Genomic DNA, 16,548 nt, shown 5'->3' on the forward strand with positions numbered 1-16,548 from the left:
TTTATCCTAAACACTCTTTAGCTTGATTTATATCTTTTGAAATTTGTTCTTTAAGTTGGGCAAGGTCGTTAAATTTTTGATTTTCTCTTAGAAATTCTACAAATTCAAGCTCCAAAACTTCTCCTATAGCTAAGCTTTCATCAAATTTTTCTATAATATGACTTTCTATGGCAAATTGCATATCACTAGAGCGCACACCCACAAAACTTATACTCTTATAGCGCTTATCATGAAAACTCACGATGCTAGCATAAACGCCATTTTTAGGTAAAAAATATTCCTCGCATTCTAAATTTAAAGTTGCAAAAAGCTCTTTTGAGCCAAGCCCTTGACCCTTTATGAGCTTGCCTTTGATTGCATAATTTCGCCCCAAAAAAGAATTTGCCTTTTTGATATCACCTTGCGTCAAATACTCTTTAATCAAGCTTGCATGAACACCTACTCCATCTAGCTTAAATTCATCTATGATCGTTGTTTTAATCCCACTAAGGGCTTCTATATCTTTTGCCTTATAACTTCTATTTTTTCCAAAAGAAAAATCAAAACCTACAACTATACGCTCCAAATTTACAAATTCTTCTTTTAAAGCTTGTAAAAAATCCTTACCATCTAAAGCTTTGATGTTTTCAAAATCAAGCTCTATAATCTCTTTTTGAGCTAGGAATGCTTTGTCTTGATTGGTACAAAGTTTTTTACCCTTAAATTTATCGATAATCAAAAGAGCTCCAGAATCATCTAAACATTCTATAAGTTTTCTATGTCCTAAATGAACTCCATCAAAACATCCTATGGCTAAAGTTTTAATATTATTTTTTAGTGTAGTAGTAAAAATATTCAATATTGCCCTCTTTTCCTTTGATTTTAGACTCTTCACAACATTGCAAGATCCAACCTAAACGCGCGCAAGCATTTTCAAATTCTCTCATAGCTTTAAACACGGCTTTTTCATCTTTTAAAACACCCTTTTTATCTCTTTTTGCTTGCTTGCCAACTTCAAATTGAGGCTTAAAAAGCAAAACTATATCCTTTAAAGCTAAATTATCGATATACGAGAGCAAATAAGCTAAAGAAATAAAACTAACATCACAAGTGATGAAATCAAATTTTTGCTCGCTTTTAAAAGTTCTTAAATCTGTATTTTCAATAATTTCAATCCTTTTATCATCGCGTAAACTAGGATGGAGTTGATTATCACCCACATCTAAAGCACTTACTTTTAAAGCCTTGTGTTCTAATAAAATTTGCACAAAACCACCCGTACTTGAACCTATATCAAGGCAGGTTTTATTTGCTATATTGATATTATGATTTTCTAAAAAATATTTGAGCTTAAAAGCCGCGCGAGAAACATAAAGCTCGCCTAAAAGCTCTAAATTTAATTCTTTAGAATTTAAAAGCTCTTCTTGATCTGCTATCTTATTTTTAAGCAAATTTTGCACATCAAAAGAAGCTTTATAAGGCTTGGAATTAAGTAAAATTTCTTCATTTTCTATCAATTCCAAAGCTTTATTTCTGCTAAGATTTAAACGCTTTGCTACAAAAATATCATATCTCATTGAAGACTTTCATTTAAGGCTTTTTGCAATTCTTCTTTCTCTTTGGAAAACCACCAAATTCCTATCTCAAAGGCATTTTTATCCAAAAGTTCTTGCACTTGTTTTAAATTTTTAACTAGTCTATCTTTATCATTTTGAAGCATACTTAAATTTTGCTCTTTTAAAAAAGAAAGATTATTCATCATCAAAACAAGCTCTTTTTGATAAGCTTTTGGATTTTGGTTTTTATCCTCTATGATAAAAAATGAAGCTAGAGTTATAAAAAATGAAAAGACAAAAACATAAGTTTTCTTTTTTGCCTTAAAAGCAAAATTATAAAGATAGGCCACAAAGGAGCAAAAAATAAAAAAATTAATAAAATCAAAAATAAAATTTAAAACCCTAAACCAAAAAAGCCCCAAAGAATATAAAAAATATTCTTTTAAAGCATTTATAAGTGTTAAAATTTGAGAAATTAAATCAAAAATAAAAAACTTTGAGTTTTTATAATAAATAATACTTTGATTAAAATCTTCAAGATTAAAACTTTGTATAGGATTTACCACCCCATTAAAAATCGCATATAACAAAGCTAAAATCAAGCTTGATAAAATGATTATTCTAAAATCATTATAAGCATTATCTAAAAACTGCAACTGAAGTTTTTGCTTGAAAAAAAATAAAAATAAAGGCAAGAGTACAAACAAAAAAAATCCATCTTGTTTTTCAAAACTGATCAAATTTAAAAACAAAGAAGCAAGTGCAAACAAGGCCATAAAAAAACTCAAGCTATAGATATAAAAATCTCCCGCACTCACACGATAAATCAAACTATCTTTAATCATCGTTGCTTCTTTTATGATATTTTTTCTAAGCCTTAAAAAATAAAAAAATTCCAAAAAAAATGCTAAAAAAATAGGGATTAAAAAAAGCGAAACCCAAGCAAATTTTTGCCAAAAAAATAAAAATGCAAAAATACTCAATAAAACAAATAGCTGAATATTATTTTTCAATAAGCTCATTGAATTCATTCTCATCAATACATTTTACACCCAGCTCTTGAGCCTTGTCGAGTTTAGAACCTGCTTCTTGACCAAAAAGCACATAATCAGTCTTTTTAGAAACCGATCCACTAACCTTACCTCCAAGACTTTCTATTAGATTTTTAAACTCATCTCTAGGGCGTGAAAGCGCGCCTGTGATCACGAAAGTCTTGCCAAAAATAACACTATCTTCTTGAATTTGCACCTTTTGCTCTTTTAAATTTAAAAGCTTATAAAACTCATCAATTCTTGCACTATTTACACGAGAAAACTCACACAAAGAAAGAGCCATTTGCTCACCAAAACCTTCTAAATTTGCATAAGCTTCCAAACTTTGTTTATGCCATTCTTTACCAAAACTTAAAGCTAGCTTTTTAGCAGCCACTTCTCCAATATGCTCGATCCCCAAAGCAGTGATAAAACGAAAAAGCTCACAATCCCTTGCTTGCTCAATAGCATTTAAAATATTATTGATCTTTTTTTCTTTAAAACCTTCCAAGCCTTCAAAATCACTAAATTTGAGATGAAAAATACTCTCAAGAGTGGTTATTTTTCTCTCTTTAAATAAAAGTTCGACTATACTTTCTCCAAGCCCGTCAATATTTAAACATTTTTTAGAAACAAAATGAATGATAGAATTTACAAGCCTATCTTCACAATCAATATTTTGACATTTGATCAAAGTTCCCTCATCTAAAAGTTCGCTTTTGCAGGTAGGGCAAAACTGAGGTCTAGCTATATCAAGCTCTAAGCCATCTCTACGCTCTTTGAAAACTTTAGTGATTTTTGGTATCACATCACCACTTCTTATCACGCTTACAAAATCATTGATCTTTGCATCAAGTCTTGCAATTTCATCAAAATTATGAAGTGTGGCAGATTTTACGATAACTCCATCCAAATTTACAGGCTCTAAAACCGCCACAGGAGTGATAACCCCGCTTCTTCCAACCTGCAAATTTACCCCTATTAAACGCGTAGTTTTTTCTAAGGCTGGAAATTTAAAAGCCGCCATAAATTTTGGAAATTTCACAGTATGACCTAGCTCTTTGCAAAGCGCAAGATCATCTACTCTTACTACCATTCCATCCATCATCATAGGCTTTTTATCTCTTAGGCTTAAAAGCTCGTTATAAGCTTTTAAAACCTCATCTAAATTTGCACAAAGCTTTACAAAGTCATCTTTTAAAAAACCAAGCTCTCTGATAAATTGCATCACTTCGCTGTGCTTGGTAAAATTTAAGGTATTTTCCCCTACTCCCCAAGGATAAAATTTCAAATTTCTTTCTTTAGTGATACTTGTATCAAGCTGCCTTAAACTCCCACTTGCAGCATTGCGTGGATTTGCAAACAAGCTTTGGTTTAGACTGGCTCTTTTTTCATTGATTTTTTCAAAATCATCTTTTAAAATCACCACTTCGCCGCGAATTTCTATCTTTTCTTTATAGTTTATAGTTTTTGGGATATTGTCGATTTCAAGCACATTAAGCGTGATATCCTCACCTATTTCCCCATCTCCTCTTGTCGCACCGCTTATTAGTCTACCATTATCATAAAGCAAATTTAAGCTTGCTCCGTCAAATTTAGGCTCTATAAAAAAATTCTCTTCACATCTTGCACGCTTTGCCCATGCTCTAAGCTCACTCTCATCAAAAACATCTTCCATTGACCACATACGACTTAAATGAGCAAGTTTTTTAAATTCGCTTTGTATAGTAGGGGCTATTTTTTGCGTAGGAGAATCAGGAGAAATTTCATTTTCATTTTGCTCTTCAAAAGCTCTTAATTCTCTAATCAAAGCATCGTATTCTGCATCACTTGCTAAAGGCTCATCCTTTTCATAATACGCCCTCATCCAAGAAGCAGCCAAGGCAACTTTTTCTAAGTACTCTTTTTTTGTCATATTTCGCATCTTGCACTAAAAATTTTTTCATATATAGGTAAAAAAGATTTTCTAGGTGCGCATTTTATTTCAAAATTTTTTAAAGAATCTCGTGCTTTAATAGCATGCTCAATTTCGCTTCCCTTCTGGCGGTTTTTATATGTTTGATAATTGTTACCATCTTTTATTACAAGATATAAATTAATAATATAATTTTTAAAAGCTATATTATTTTCTTGAAAAAGCCTCTTGAGTAAAGTAACACTATCTTCAAATTTTTGCACTATTTCCTGTTTTTCTATATTGCTTTGTTTTTGATTTTTAAATTCAACTAAAAAAATCTTATCAGCTTGACAAAACAATGCATCTACTTTTTTCACGCCTTTATTATTTTCTAAGCTTAAACTTAAATTTTCAAAATTTATAACCGTATTTTCTTTCAAACATAAATATTCATTATTAGTTTTATCATAACTAGTATTTTTTAGAGTATCCTCATATTGTTTATATTTATTTTTAAAAATATTAAAATCAGCCATTTTTAATATCCAGTTCATCAAAAGTTTGAAAAGGCTTATTAAGCTTTTCAAAAATTAATTCCATAGTTTTTTCATTATTTTCAACCTGCTCTATTTTAGACTCTAAACTTACATGAAAATTTACTCTTGCTTTATAGTGTATACCGTATTTATAAATCGCCTCGACAACATAAGGACTGTGAGTATTTATAAGTATAGGAATATTCTTGGTTGATAATTTAATAAGTATTTGAGCAAACAAAATTTGCCAAGTTGGATGTAAATGATTTTCTGGTTCATCAAAAATTAAAAAACCTTGAGGAGTAATACGATGATTGTTAATCAAAGTTTGCAAAATACCAAACTGTTTAATACCTGTCGCAACATTCTCTATAGAAATTTCCCTATTATTTCTATAAAATTTATAAACTTCTTTATTGTTTTGTAAGAAATGGCCGTTGATAATCTCTACTATTTCTTCCTTAAGCTCTTTAAAATCCAAAAACTTTTTTAATGGTCTTTGCAACCCTATTTTTTGATATAAATCCCAAAGCAAATATGGATAAGAAAGCTCATATCCTCCACCATAAACTCTAGCATTATCGTTCGCAAGACGCACTTTTGTAAAAAAATCAAACAAATCCCAAACTAAAGGACTTTGTATAAAAGTACAATCGACATAATCTTGACCCTTGCTTTTAAAACTAGCACATCTATTTCTTTCAATGCAAGCCTCATAAATAATATTTTGGCCTTTGCTTAATATTATCTTCCCGTTATTCTTTAACTCTCCATTAAATATTAAATCCATAAGCTTATCAAAAGCTCTTTCTTTTATCCAAACTTTATTAGATTTTTTTGTTTTCCACTCGCTCATATTATGTGTTTTAATTAAGGCCATTAAAATTTTACCCACAGTGCTTTTACCTGTATCATTTTCACCTGCTATAATACTTAAACCTTCTAAATTAATACTTGCCTCTTTTATAATTCCAATATTTTCTAAGTATAATTTTTTATTCATTATTAAACTCCTTTTCTAAGTATAATTTTTTATTCATTATTAAACTCCTATGCTTTGCATCGCATTTGCCATTGCAAAAAGCTGTTTATGCTCATATAAATCATGCACCCTTATAATGCTCGCGCCATTTTCAAAAGCCTTTAAATGCAAATACAAAGTCCCCGCTAAGCGATCTTTAACTTCACTTTCATAATACGCATTGATCACACTTTTGCGACTTGCTCCTATAAGCAAGGGCTTTTTAAATTGCAAAAAATGTTCTAAATGCTTGATTAAAATCATATTGTGTTCTGCACTTTTGCCAAAGCCAATTCCCACATCTAAAATGCTTTCTTTCACTCCTAAAGTATCTAAAATTTCAAGTTTTTCTTTAAAAAAACTACTCATTTCATCAAGCAAATCATCATATCTTGGATCATCTTGCATGGTTAAAGGATCATTTTGCATATGCATAAGGCAGTATTTTGCATTGTATTTGCTTGCAAGTTTAGCTAAATTCAGATTTCTTAAGCTGCTGATATCATTGATAAATTTAAAGCCTTTGTTTAAAGCGTATTCTAAGCAATATTCATCAAAACTATCCAAACTAAAAATGGCTTTTTCATAATAATTTTTATCATAAATTAAATCCAACACATTTTTAAGTCTTCTAAACTCTTCTTCCTTGCCACAATATCTAAACTCTTCTTCCTTGCCACAATACACGCTTTTTGGCCTAGAGCTTACCGCTCCTATATCAATATACTCGGGATTTAAGGCCAAAATTTCATTTAATCTTTCTTCAAAATCTTTATAACTCACCCTAGAATCAGCATTAAAACTATCTTCATTGACATTTATAACCGCCATAAGCTCTGCTTGCTTTGGTTTTGAAAAATCATTTTCTAAAAACCTAGCTAAATTTTTAAGCCCAAAATCTTGAAGTTTTTCTTTGTTTATAAGTTTTTGAATTTGTTCTTTTGTGGCCATTAAAAGTGCATTAGAATGTGTGATTTTAGCAGTGATGACTTCCTTGTGTGTTATAAGCTCAGCTCCCACCCTTAAGGCATCTTGTTTTAAAATATTTGCCGCAGGAGTAGCTATATCTTTAATCAAAATAAAATGAATTTGAGTTTTTTCACTCATAATTTTTTGCCCCATTTTATGAGGATTTATAAAAGAGCAAAGCAAGTTAAAATCAGTGTTTGGATTGATTTTAAAAAATTTCATTTTTCATTCTTTGTATAATAGTTTAATAAAAGCGTAGCCAGTATCAAAGAGCTTTTGGAATTTAACTTTGCAAGCTCATAGCTTTCATAAAAAAATTCAAGCTCATCGGCATTAAAATCTTTAAATTTAACACTTTCTTCTGCAATCAATGCGATTTTTTCCATTAATTCCACTTTATCTAAATTTTCATTTTCTTGTAAAAACTCAAACAAAGTCTTTAAATCCATTTTACTAAGTTCTAAATTTAAAGTATTTTTAGCCTTTATTTTGTTGCGCTTTTCACAAATAAGACGTGATTTTATGGTAGGCAAAAGTAAATTTTTAGAAGGAACTACGATAAGAAATTTAATATTTTTTGGCGGCTCTTCAAGAAGCTTGAGTAAAAAATTTTGAGCTTCTATCCTAAAAGAATTTGCCATTAAAACAATGATTTTTTCACTTGTTTCTGCGATATAACTTTCCTTTTCAACCGCTTTAGCATCATCGATTAAAAACTCGCTTGCAACTTCTTTAGGTATAAAACGCAAAGAATTAGGATGAAATTGTTTTAAAAGCTCAGCTCTAATACCATCAAAATCATCAGTGATGATAATTTTACTTACAAACACTAAAGACTCACTTTGGAAAATAAAATCGCATCCAAACTCGTATCAAAAAGTTTATAAAGAGTGATGAGTTTAACATCCAAATCTTTATCTTTGGAATTCAAATAAAAACTATCTTGCAATTGCTCATCAAAAAGCCATAAAAGACTATCGTCGCGTGATTTAGCGATTAATGATTTCTTATCGCTTGCACTTCCTATATAAAAATAAATAAAGCCATTAGGAAACGAAATATCAAGCAAATCATTAAGCAAGGCTATATCTTCGATATTTTGTATCTTTTTTTTACATAAAGATTTTAAAGACACAAAAGGAAGCATGGGGCGAGTAGTTTTAGAATTTATATTTGCTAAAAAGTATTCTTCATACCAAGCCCTTTGTTCATCACACATTAAAACAAAGGTTCGCCCCTCTAAAAGGTATTTTAATCTTGCGGCCATTAAAGGAGCCCATTCTAAACGACGAGACTCCATCCAAGCCATAAATGTTCCGCCATTGCGGATATTTTCAAGTGTAAAACTTAAAAAATCGCTCATTTATTTATCAAGTCCATAGCACTCATGCAAGGCTCTTACCGCAAGCTCGCCATATTTTTCATGTACAATCATTGAAATTTTAATCTCGCTTGTAGAAATCATACCTATATTAATACCCTCATCCGCCAAAGCTTTAAAGGCTTTACTTGCTACACCCGAATGTGATTTCATACCCACGCCCACTATAGAAACCTTAACCACAGCACTATCACTTTCTATAGTTGTCTTAGAACCTAAAATTTTCTGCATAGCATTTTTTGCCAAATCAAGCTCGTTTTGAGGCACGGTAAATCCTAAATTTGTAGCTCCATCTACTCCGACATTTTGTATAATCATATCTACATTGATATTTTCATCCGCTAAAACAGAAAAAATTTCAGCTGCAATCCCTGGTTTATCTTCTATATTTCTTAAAGTTACTCTTGCTTGATTTCTATCTAAAGCAATACCGCTAACTAAAGCTTGTTCCATTCCATCTTCTTTTGTTATCATTGTACCCTCATTATCATTAAAACTACTTCTAGTAACTAATTTTACATTTAATTTTTTTGCAAGTTCAACCGAGCGATTTTGTAAAACCTTAGCCCCCAAACTAGCAAGTTCAAGCATTTCTTCATAAGAAATTTTATCAAGTTTTTTTGCTTTTGGCTCGATTCTTGGATCTGTAGTATAAACTCCATCCACATCGGTATAAATTTCACACAAATCCGCTTTAAGAGCTCCTGCAACAGCAACTGCACTCAAATCACTTCCGCCACGCCCTAAAGTTGTAACATCACCCTCTTTATCAACTCCTTGAAATCCCGCTACAATAACTATCTTTCCTTCGTTTAAAGCCTTGGTAATTTCTTGAGTATCAATATAAGAAATTCTAGCCTTTGTAGAAACGCTATCTGTAACAATGCCTGCCTTTCTTCCTGAAAAAGCAAGAGAAGGGTATCCTCTTTCGTTCAGTGCAATAGACAATAAAGCACTCGTTACACGCTCTCCGCTACTTAAAAGCATATCCATATCTTTGCCATTAGGATTTTTGCTAAAGTATTCTGCTTGCTCTATTAAAGTATTTGTAACTCCACTCATCGCTGAAACTACAACCACAAGCTGATGTCCCTCTTTTGCACTTTTTATAACACGCTCTGCTACTGCGTCAATGCGTTCTAAAGTGCCAACGCTTGTTCCGCCATATTTTTGAACTATAAGCATTAAATATAACCTTTCTCTTCAAAATATTTAATAACTTTAACATAAATATTTCTCTTGAAATGATTTATGGTTTCAAACACTTGTTTTACCCCAACAAATTGATAAGCATCAAATTCAGGATGTTTTGTATTAATATTAATTTTAGCACCGTGTTTTAATCGCACTAAAAAATATTTTTGGCTTTGCCCATCGTAAGGATACATTTTTTTTGCAACCTTTTCTGGAAAGTCATAACTCAACCATTCAGGATGCTCAGCTATGATTTCCACTTCATCTGTGCCAATCTCTTCTTTAAGCTCTCTTAATACAGCACTTTTAGGATCTTCTCCCTCATCGATACCACCTTGTGGAAACTGCCAAATATTATCCATATCGCTTCTTTTGGCTATAAAAAGCTTACACTCAAAAGGATAAGCACTTGATAAAACAATAGCAGCGACATTAGGTCTATACTTTTTTTCTTTTTCCACTTTTTTCCTTCAATTTTAAGCTTACAATTTTAACCTAAATGAAATCAAATTTTCATTAAAATAAAAAAATAACATTATAAAATTTAAGGTTTTTATGCATTTATATATTCACATTCCTTTTTGCGAAAGCAAATGTCATTATTGTGCTTTTACAAGTCTAAAAAAACATGATTATGAAAATAAGTATTTTGAGGCTTTGTATAAAGATATTTCCTTTCATTTGGAAAAATTCAATATTAAAAAAAACAGCATTAAAACCCTCTTTATAGGAGGAGGCACCCCAAGTGCTGTTAGTGCAAAAAATTTTGAAATGATCTTAACACTTTTAGAACCTTTTTTAAGTAAAAATATAGAATTTTCAAGCGAGGCCAATCCCAATTCAGCCGATATAGAATGGCTTAAAACAATGAAAAATTTAGGGCTTAATCGTATCTCTTTTGGAGCACAAAGCTTTCATCCTAAAAAGCTGGAATTTTTAGGAAGAATTCACGATCAAAAAATGATTTTTAAAGCATTAGAAAATGTGAACAAATTGGGATTTAAAAAGATTAATTTAGACTTGATTTATGATACAAAATTAGACGATAAAAAAATGCTTGAATTTGAACTTGAACAATTAAAACAAATTAAAAATTTAATCACTCATCTAAGTGCTTATAATCTTACCATAGAACCACTGAGTGCTTTTGCAAAAAAGGAACATTTTAAAAAAAACGCACCCTATTTAATGAAATTTTTCATCCAAGAACTTCAAAATCTTGGATTTTTACAATACGAAATCAGCAATTTTGCTAAAAATAATGCCCAAATTTGCAAACATAATTTAGCCTACTGGAAGGGTTTGGATTATCTAGGTTGTGGTTTGAGTGCGGTAAGTTGCTATAAAAATGAGCGTTTTTATACGGCTAAAAATTTAAAATCCTATCTTCAAAACCCTATATTTAGAGATGTTGAAAAACTAAATCAAGAAGATTTGAATTTAGAACATTTATTTTTAGGACTAAGAAGTATAGTGGGTATTAAAGAATGCAAATTAAGTAAAATTCAAAAAGAAAAGGCTAATTTGCTTGTAAGAGAAAAAAAGCTCAAATTTGAAAAAGGGCGTTATTATAATCTTAATTTTTTAATTAGCGATGAGCTTGCCTTATATCTCTCATCTTAAATTCAACTTTTTTAAGTAAAATGTTCCTTTTATAAAATTTCAAATTTTTAAGAGTATTGTTTATGAGTTTTGGTGAAATTATTGTAATTTTAATAGTAGCAATTTTAGTTTTAGGGCCTGATAAACTTCCTGAAGCCATAGTGCAAATAGCAAAAATTTTAAAGGCTTTAAAACGCAATATCGATGATGCAAAATCAAGCATAGAAAAAGAAGTTCGTATCAATGATTTAAAGGAAGAAGCTAAAAAATACAAAGATGAATTTTCAAGTGCAAATGAAAACATCCGTAAAAAACTTAGTTTTGAAGAATTTGATGATTTAAAAAGAGATATTTTGGATAAAACTAAAGTGGATTTGACTTTTGATAGCAGAGAAAATTCCACCCCTAGCCCAAACGAACAAAATCCAAATGAAAATCAAAAACCCAAACTCAATCCATTTGAAAATCAAGAAAAAGTAGAAAAATAAATGTTTGAAGAATTAAGACCCCATTTAATAGAACTTAGAAAGCGTCTTTTTATTAGCGTTGCTTGTGTGATTGTAATGTTTATAGTATGTTTTGCTTTTCGTAGCTATATCTTAGATGTATTAAAAGCACCTCTTATTCAAGCTTTACCCGAAATAGCTAAACATGTCAATGTTATCGAAGTTCAAGAGGCTTTATTTACAGCTATGAAGGTAAGCTTTTTTGCTGCTTTTATCTTTTCTTTACCTGTTATTTTTTGGCAGTTTTGGAAATTTGTAGCTCCAGGTCTTTATGATAATGAAAAGCGTCTTGTAGTACCTTTTGTAAGCTTTGCAAGCATTATGTTTGCTTTAGGGGCTTGCTTTTGCTATTTTATTGTAGTGCCTTTGGCTTTTAAATTTTTAATCAATTTTGGTTTAAGTGAAGATTTTAATCCTGTAATCACCATAGGAACTTATGTGGACTTTTTTACAAAAGTAGTTGTTGCTTTTGGCTTGGCTTTTGAAATGCCTGTTATAGCATTTTTCTTTGCTAAAATTGGACTTATTGATGATAGTTTCTTAAAACGCCATTTTCGCATAGCTGTTTTAGCTATCTTTGTATTTTCAGCCTTTATGACTCCACCTGATGTCTTATCTCAATTTTTAATGGCTGGACCACTTTGCGGACTTTATGGACTTTCTATTTTAATCGTTCAAAAAGTAAATCCTGCTCCAAAAGATGAAGAAAAAGAAGAAAGCGATAAATGAAAGATTTACTTCTTTCAAGCTATGATTATACCTTACCCAATGAACTTATAGCTACTTATCCTGTGCATCCTAAAGAAGATGCTAAACTCTTAGTTTTTGAGCGAAAAAATAATCAAATTTCTCATACTACTTTTAAAAATTTACAAGATTTCTTACCTGATTGTGCTCTCTTTTTTAATGATACCAAGGTGATTAAAGCAAGAATTTATGGAAATAAATCAAGCGGTGGAAAAATAGAACTTTTCTTACATCAACCCTGTTTAGATTCACAAGATTCGCTTTTTTTAGCACAAATTAAAGGGCGTGTTAAAAAAGATGAAATTTTATCTTTTGAACAAAATTTAAAAGCCAAGGTTATAGAACTTTTAGATGATGGCTTACGCAAGGTGCAATTTTTTCAAAATGATGAAGTTTTAAATACCTTCAAGCTTTATGAACTCCTTGATACAATAGGACATGTGCCCTTGCCTCCCTATATCAAAAGAAGTGATGAAAAAAGTGATTTAGAAGATTATCAAAGTATTTTTGCTAAAAATTTAGGGGCAGTAGCAGCTCCTACAGCTAGCTTACATTTTAGTGAAAATATGCTTGAGAATTTAAAAAAAAGACATGAAATTTATCATTTAACTTTGCATGTTGGTGCAGGAACTTTTAAAAGTGTAGAATGTGAAAATTTAGAAAATCACAAAATACATAGTGAATTTTTTGATATTCCTAAAAAGGCATGTGAAGTGATTGATTCCCAAAAAAAGATTTTAGGCGTAGGCACTACAGTAACAAGGACTATAGAATACTACGCAAGAACCAAACAAAACCAAGGCTTTTGCGATCTTTTTTTGCATCCTCACAATCCGCCCTTAAGACAGGACTATCTTTTAACTAATTTTCATCTACCAAAATCAACTCTGATTATGTTGGTTTCAGCATTTATAGGCAGGCAAAATTGTCTTAAGCTTTATGATATTGCCATAAAAGAAAAATATCGTTTTTACTCTTATGGCGATGCTATGCTTATTTTATAAATTTATTCTTTAAATTTCATAGCAATTTTTGCTTGAAGTTTAAGCCAATCTTTTTGAAGCATTATAGGAAAACCCCCATAAACCCTACCGCCTTCAAGATTTTTACTCACACCACCGCGTGCTGCAATAGTGCTAAAATCCCCTATTCTTAAATGGCCGCTCGTTGCACTTTGTCCACCCATAACCACATTGCGTCCAAGCTCACTTGAACCCGAAATTCCAGTTTGTGCAACGATAATGCAATTTTGTCCTATATCGCAATTATGACCTATTTGGACAAGATTATCTACTTTTGTTCCTGCTTTAATGATAGTGCTATCAAACACTGCTCTATCTATTGTTGTGCAAGCTCCTATTTCAACAAAATCTTCTAAGATAACATTACCATTGTGATAGATTTTATAATGCTCTCCATTTTTATTGTGCGCATAACCAAATCCATCGCTTCCTATTACGCAATTTGCAAGTAGATGACATTTTTTGCCAATTTTGCTATCATTATAAATCACCACATTAGGATGGATAATGCTTTCTTCGCCTATGCTAACATTATCTCCTATATAAGCTCCTGCCATAATGACAACATTTTCGCCTATATTGACATTATTGCCTATATAAACATTTGGCATGATTTTTGCACTTTTTGCTATATTTTGAACTTTTTCTTTTGCGTTGCTAAATAAAGGTTTAGCAAAAATTTTACTCAAAAAAGCAAAACACAAATGCGGACTTTGAGTAATGAGAGCTTTTGTATCTTTAGGCACTAAATTTTCATATTCTTTAGCAACCAAAATCGCTGCTGCTCCTGTGTTGGGTATATCTTTAATATTTCTTTCACCATCACAATAAGTAAGCTCGGTAAAATTCGCCCTCAATAAAGAATTTAAAGCCGTTATTTCGATATCTTCGCCTTCGTATTCTAAACTTAAAAATTCCGCTATTTCTTTTAATCTCATTTAAGCTCCATTAAAACCGATCCACTGCGAACAATGTCGCTAGGATTGTATTTTTTAATTGTTTTTAGAAAATTTTCTATACGATTTGTATCATCAGCTACAAGCAAGAAAAGAAAATTTTCATTGCTATTTGCAATAGTACCATTATAAGCTTTCAAAACGGCATCAAGTCCACCTAAATTTTCACTGAGTGGAATTTTTACAAGCGCCATTTCTTTTTCTATAAATTCATCTCTTTCTATTACCTTATAAGTAGGTATAAGTTTATGCAACTGCTTTACTATTTGCTCAAAAACACGCTCATCTCCAAAAGTAACTATATTGATACGAGAAAATTCTCCACCTGGTAAAGGAGCGACGGTTAAGCTATCGATATTATATCCCCTACCTGAAAAAAGTCCTACGATACGAGAAAGCACACCATGTTCATTTAAAACTATAACCGATAAAACACGTCTCATTGCTTATCCTTTAATTTTGGTAAAATCATATTATAAATAGCCCCACCCGCTGGCACCATAGGAAGCACATCTTCAAAGCGATCTATAAATACGTTAAGCAAGCTTGTTTTATTGGACTCTAAAGCTTGCTTGAATGCTGTGCGAAACTCATCTTTTGTTTTTATATTATATCCTTCACATCCAAAACCTTCAGCTATCTTTATAAAATCTGCTTGCAAGCTTAAATCTGTAGCCGAAAAATGCTCTTCATAAAACATGCTTTGCCATTGGCGAACCATTCCCAAGAATGAATTGTTTAAAATAATATTTATGGTTTTAATACCATTTTCATAAGCTGTCATCAGTTCTTGAATATTCATTAAAACAGAACCATCACCCACAAAATTTATAACAACTTCTTCTCCTACCGCAAGCTTTGCACCCAAAGCAGCAGGTAAAGAATACCCCATCGTTCCTTGTCCGCCACTGGTTGCAAGCTGTCTTGGGTAATTAAAAGGATAAAATTGTGCAACCCACATTTGATGTTGTCCTACATCAGTGATTATCCTTGCATCTGGAGCAAGTTTTGCACATTCTTGTATTACCCATTGAGGTTTTAAAACCTCATCGCTATCTTCATAAGCTAAAGGATAAAGCTCATCATAACGCTTAAGAGTTTGCCTCCACTCATGGATATTTGACTTAAATTGATTTTTTTTCAATTCTTCCAAAAGCTCTTTAACAACTTCTTTAATATCTCCAACTATAGGAAAATGCGCATTGATAATCTTAGAAATAGAACTTGGATCTATATCAATATGCACTATTTTAGAATGCTTGGCAAATTCACTTGTTTTACCTGTAATCCTATCATCAAAACGCGCGCCTATTGCTACCAATAAATCACATTCACTCAAAGCCATATTAGCTGTATAACTTCCATGCATTCCTGCCATTTTAAGATTTAGCTCATCATCACTTCTTAAAGTTCCAAGAGCCATTAAGGTTTCAACGGCTGGAATTTGAGTAATCTTAACAAGTTCTCTGATCTCATTAGCCGCATTTGATGCTATACATCCGCCTCCAAGGTAAAAAAGAGGACGCTTAGCTTCTTCTAAATTTTCAGCCAATTTTTTAATTTGTTTTGAATTTCCTTTATAAATAGGCTTATAAGTTTTCATTGAAATTTCTTTTGGATAATCCCAAATACCAAGGGCTGCACTTACATCTTTTGGTACATCAATATGCACAGGACCTTTTCTTCCACTTTTTGCTATGTAAAAAGCCTCTTTTAATATTCTTGGAAATTCTTCTATGCAAGTGACTAAATAATTATGTTTTACACAGGGGCGAGAAATTCCTACCGCATCAATTTCTTGAAAAGCATCGGTGCCTATTAATGAATTTGCAACTTGACCTGAAATCAAAACCAAAGGTATAGAATCACTATAAGCTGTCGCAAGTCCTGTGATGGTATTAGTAAAACCAGGTCCGCTTGTAACAACAGCTACACCCACTTCACCGCTCATTCTTGCATAAGCATCGGCTGCATGTACAGCAGCTTGCTCATGACGCACCAAAATATGCTTAAAATACTTTTGCAAATAAATTTCATCATAAATATTTAAGGCTGCTCCACCAGGATAACCAAAAACTATCTTAACATTCTCTTCTTTTAAAGCTTCGCAAATCATTGCCGAACCGCTTATTTTTCTCATAAGGCCTCCTT

General features: G+C 31.6%; 18 protein-coding genes. 4 read left to right on the forward strand and 14 right to left on the reverse strand.

All coding sequences use genetic code 11. From position 1 onward, the window contains the following. Position 1: 1 nt before the first annotated feature. The 11 genes from KAR67_RS07885 to KAR67_RS07935 are packed head-to-tail and all read right to left on the reverse strand — an operon-like array spanning position 2 to position 10,025. On the reverse strand, positions 2-838 hold the full coding sequence (locus tag KAR67_RS07885) for a bifunctional riboflavin kinase/FAD synthetase (protein WP_134162940.1): 837 nt from the start codon (positions 836-838) through the stop codon (positions 2-4). After that, the gene (locus KAR67_RS07890) at positions 807-1,556 is read right to left on the reverse strand and encodes a TlyA family RNA methyltransferase (RefSeq protein WP_002777566.1); all 750 of its coding nucleotides are present in this window, start codon (positions 1,554-1,556) and stop codon (positions 807-809) included. The genes KAR67_RS07885 and KAR67_RS07890 overlap by 32 nt, the downstream gene beginning before the upstream one ends. Next, entirely contained in the window at positions 1,553-2,557 is a 1,005-nt protein-coding gene (locus KAR67_RS07895) for a hypothetical protein (protein ID WP_002786117.1), read from the reverse strand. The genes KAR67_RS07890 and KAR67_RS07895 overlap by 4 nt, the downstream gene beginning before the upstream one ends. After that, a complete protein-coding gene (gene ligA / locus KAR67_RS07900; RefSeq protein WP_060787420.1) occupies positions 2,538-4,481 on the reverse strand; it encodes an NAD-dependent DNA ligase LigA in 1,944 nt (647 codons plus the stop codon). Before ligA ends, KAR67_RS07895 begins: the two co-directional genes overlap by 20 nt. Further along, a complete protein-coding gene (locus KAR67_RS07905) occupies positions 4,478-5,017 on the reverse strand; it encodes a hypothetical protein (RefSeq protein WP_170876447.1) in 540 nt (179 codons plus the stop codon). The genes ligA and KAR67_RS07905 overlap by 4 nt, the downstream gene beginning before the upstream one ends. Next, the gene (locus tag KAR67_RS07910) at positions 4,992-6,002 is read right to left on the reverse strand and encodes an AAA family ATPase (protein ID WP_002817051.1); all 1,011 of its coding nucleotides are present in this window, start codon (positions 6,000-6,002) and stop codon (positions 4,992-4,994) included. The genes KAR67_RS07905 and KAR67_RS07910 overlap by 26 nt, the downstream gene beginning before the upstream one ends. A 39-nt stretch (positions 6,003-6,041) precedes the next feature. Then, positions 6,042-7,211, reverse strand: coding sequence for a dihydropteroate synthase (folP, locus tag KAR67_RS07915; protein ID WP_060787421.1), 1,170 nt, complete (start codon positions 7,209-7,211; stop codon positions 6,042-6,044). Next, positions 7,208-7,819, reverse strand: a complete 612-nt coding sequence (locus KAR67_RS07920) for a DNA polymerase III subunit delta' (RefSeq protein ID WP_060787422.1) — start codon at positions 7,817-7,819, stop codon at positions 7,208-7,210. The genes folP and KAR67_RS07920 overlap by 4 nt, the downstream gene beginning before the upstream one ends. Further along, entirely contained in the window at positions 7,819-8,352 is a 534-nt protein-coding gene (locus KAR67_RS07925; protein ID WP_020974468.1) for a HobA family DNA replication regulator, read from the reverse strand. The genes KAR67_RS07920 and KAR67_RS07925 overlap by 1 nt, the downstream gene beginning before the upstream one ends. Next, complete coding sequence (locus tag KAR67_RS07930; RefSeq protein WP_162284662.1) at positions 8,353-9,555, reverse strand: aspartate kinase; 1,203 nt, start codon at positions 9,553-9,555, stop codon at positions 8,353-8,355. After that, positions 9,555-10,025 (reverse strand): RNA pyrophosphohydrolase, encoded by a 471-nt coding sequence (locus tag KAR67_RS07935; protein WP_020974466.1) that lies wholly within the window; start codon positions 10,023-10,025, stop codon positions 9,555-9,557. Before KAR67_RS07935 ends, KAR67_RS07930 begins: the two co-directional genes overlap by 1 nt. Before the next feature lie 94 nt (positions 10,026-10,119). Between KAR67_RS07935 and hemW the strand changes: the two genes are divergently transcribed. The 4 genes from hemW to queA all read left to right on the forward strand — a co-directional run bounded on the left by hemW (position 10,120) and on the right by queA (position 13,423). Beyond that, positions 10,120-11,187: a radical SAM family heme chaperone HemW gene (hemW, locus tag KAR67_RS07940; RefSeq protein WP_162284661.1), complete on the forward strand. Its 1,068-nt coding sequence runs from the start codon at positions 10,120-10,122 to the stop codon at positions 11,185-11,187. 62 nt (positions 11,188-11,249) lie between these two features. After that, the gene (tatB, locus tag KAR67_RS07945; protein ID WP_002782021.1) at positions 11,250-11,654 is read left to right on the forward strand and encodes a Sec-independent protein translocase protein TatB; all 405 of its coding nucleotides are present in this window, start codon (positions 11,250-11,252) and stop codon (positions 11,652-11,654) included. Further along, positions 11,655-12,401 carry a twin-arginine translocase subunit TatC gene (gene tatC, locus KAR67_RS07950; protein ID WP_004283725.1) on the forward strand — a complete coding sequence of 249 codons (747 nt, stop codon included), beginning with the start codon at positions 11,655-11,657 and terminating at the stop codon, positions 12,399-12,401. Beyond that, positions 12,398-13,423: a tRNA preQ1(34) S-adenosylmethionine ribosyltransferase-isomerase QueA gene (gene queA, locus KAR67_RS07955; RefSeq protein WP_002782020.1), complete on the forward strand. Its 1,026-nt coding sequence runs from the start codon at positions 12,398-12,400 to the stop codon at positions 13,421-13,423. The genes tatC and queA overlap by 4 nt, the downstream gene beginning before the upstream one ends. A 2-nt stretch (positions 13,424-13,425) precedes the next feature. Here the strand turns inward: queA and lpxD are convergent, their stop codons facing one another. From lpxD to KAR67_RS07970, 3 genes are read right to left on the reverse strand one after another with little or no spacing between them, the layout of a single operon-like run. Continuing rightward, positions 13,426-14,379, reverse strand: a complete 954-nt coding sequence (lpxD, locus tag KAR67_RS07960) for a UDP-3-O-(3-hydroxymyristoyl)glucosamine N-acyltransferase (RefSeq protein WP_002777599.1) — start codon at positions 14,377-14,379, stop codon at positions 13,426-13,428. Beyond that, entirely contained in the window at positions 14,376-14,840 is a 465-nt protein-coding gene (gene ilvN, locus KAR67_RS07965; protein ID WP_002782017.1) for an acetolactate synthase small subunit, read from the reverse strand. Before ilvN ends, lpxD begins: the two co-directional genes overlap by 4 nt. Continuing rightward, complete coding sequence (locus KAR67_RS07970; RefSeq protein ID WP_002777609.1) at positions 14,837-16,537, reverse strand: acetolactate synthase large subunit; 1,701 nt, start codon at positions 16,535-16,537, stop codon at positions 14,837-14,839. Before KAR67_RS07970 ends, ilvN begins: the two co-directional genes overlap by 4 nt. Positions 16,538-16,548 lie beyond the last annotated feature (11 nt).

Source organism: Campylobacter sp. JH32 (genome assembly GCF_017846535.1).
GTDB lineage: Bacteria > Campylobacterota > Campylobacteria > Campylobacterales > Campylobacteraceae > Campylobacter_D > Campylobacter_D coli.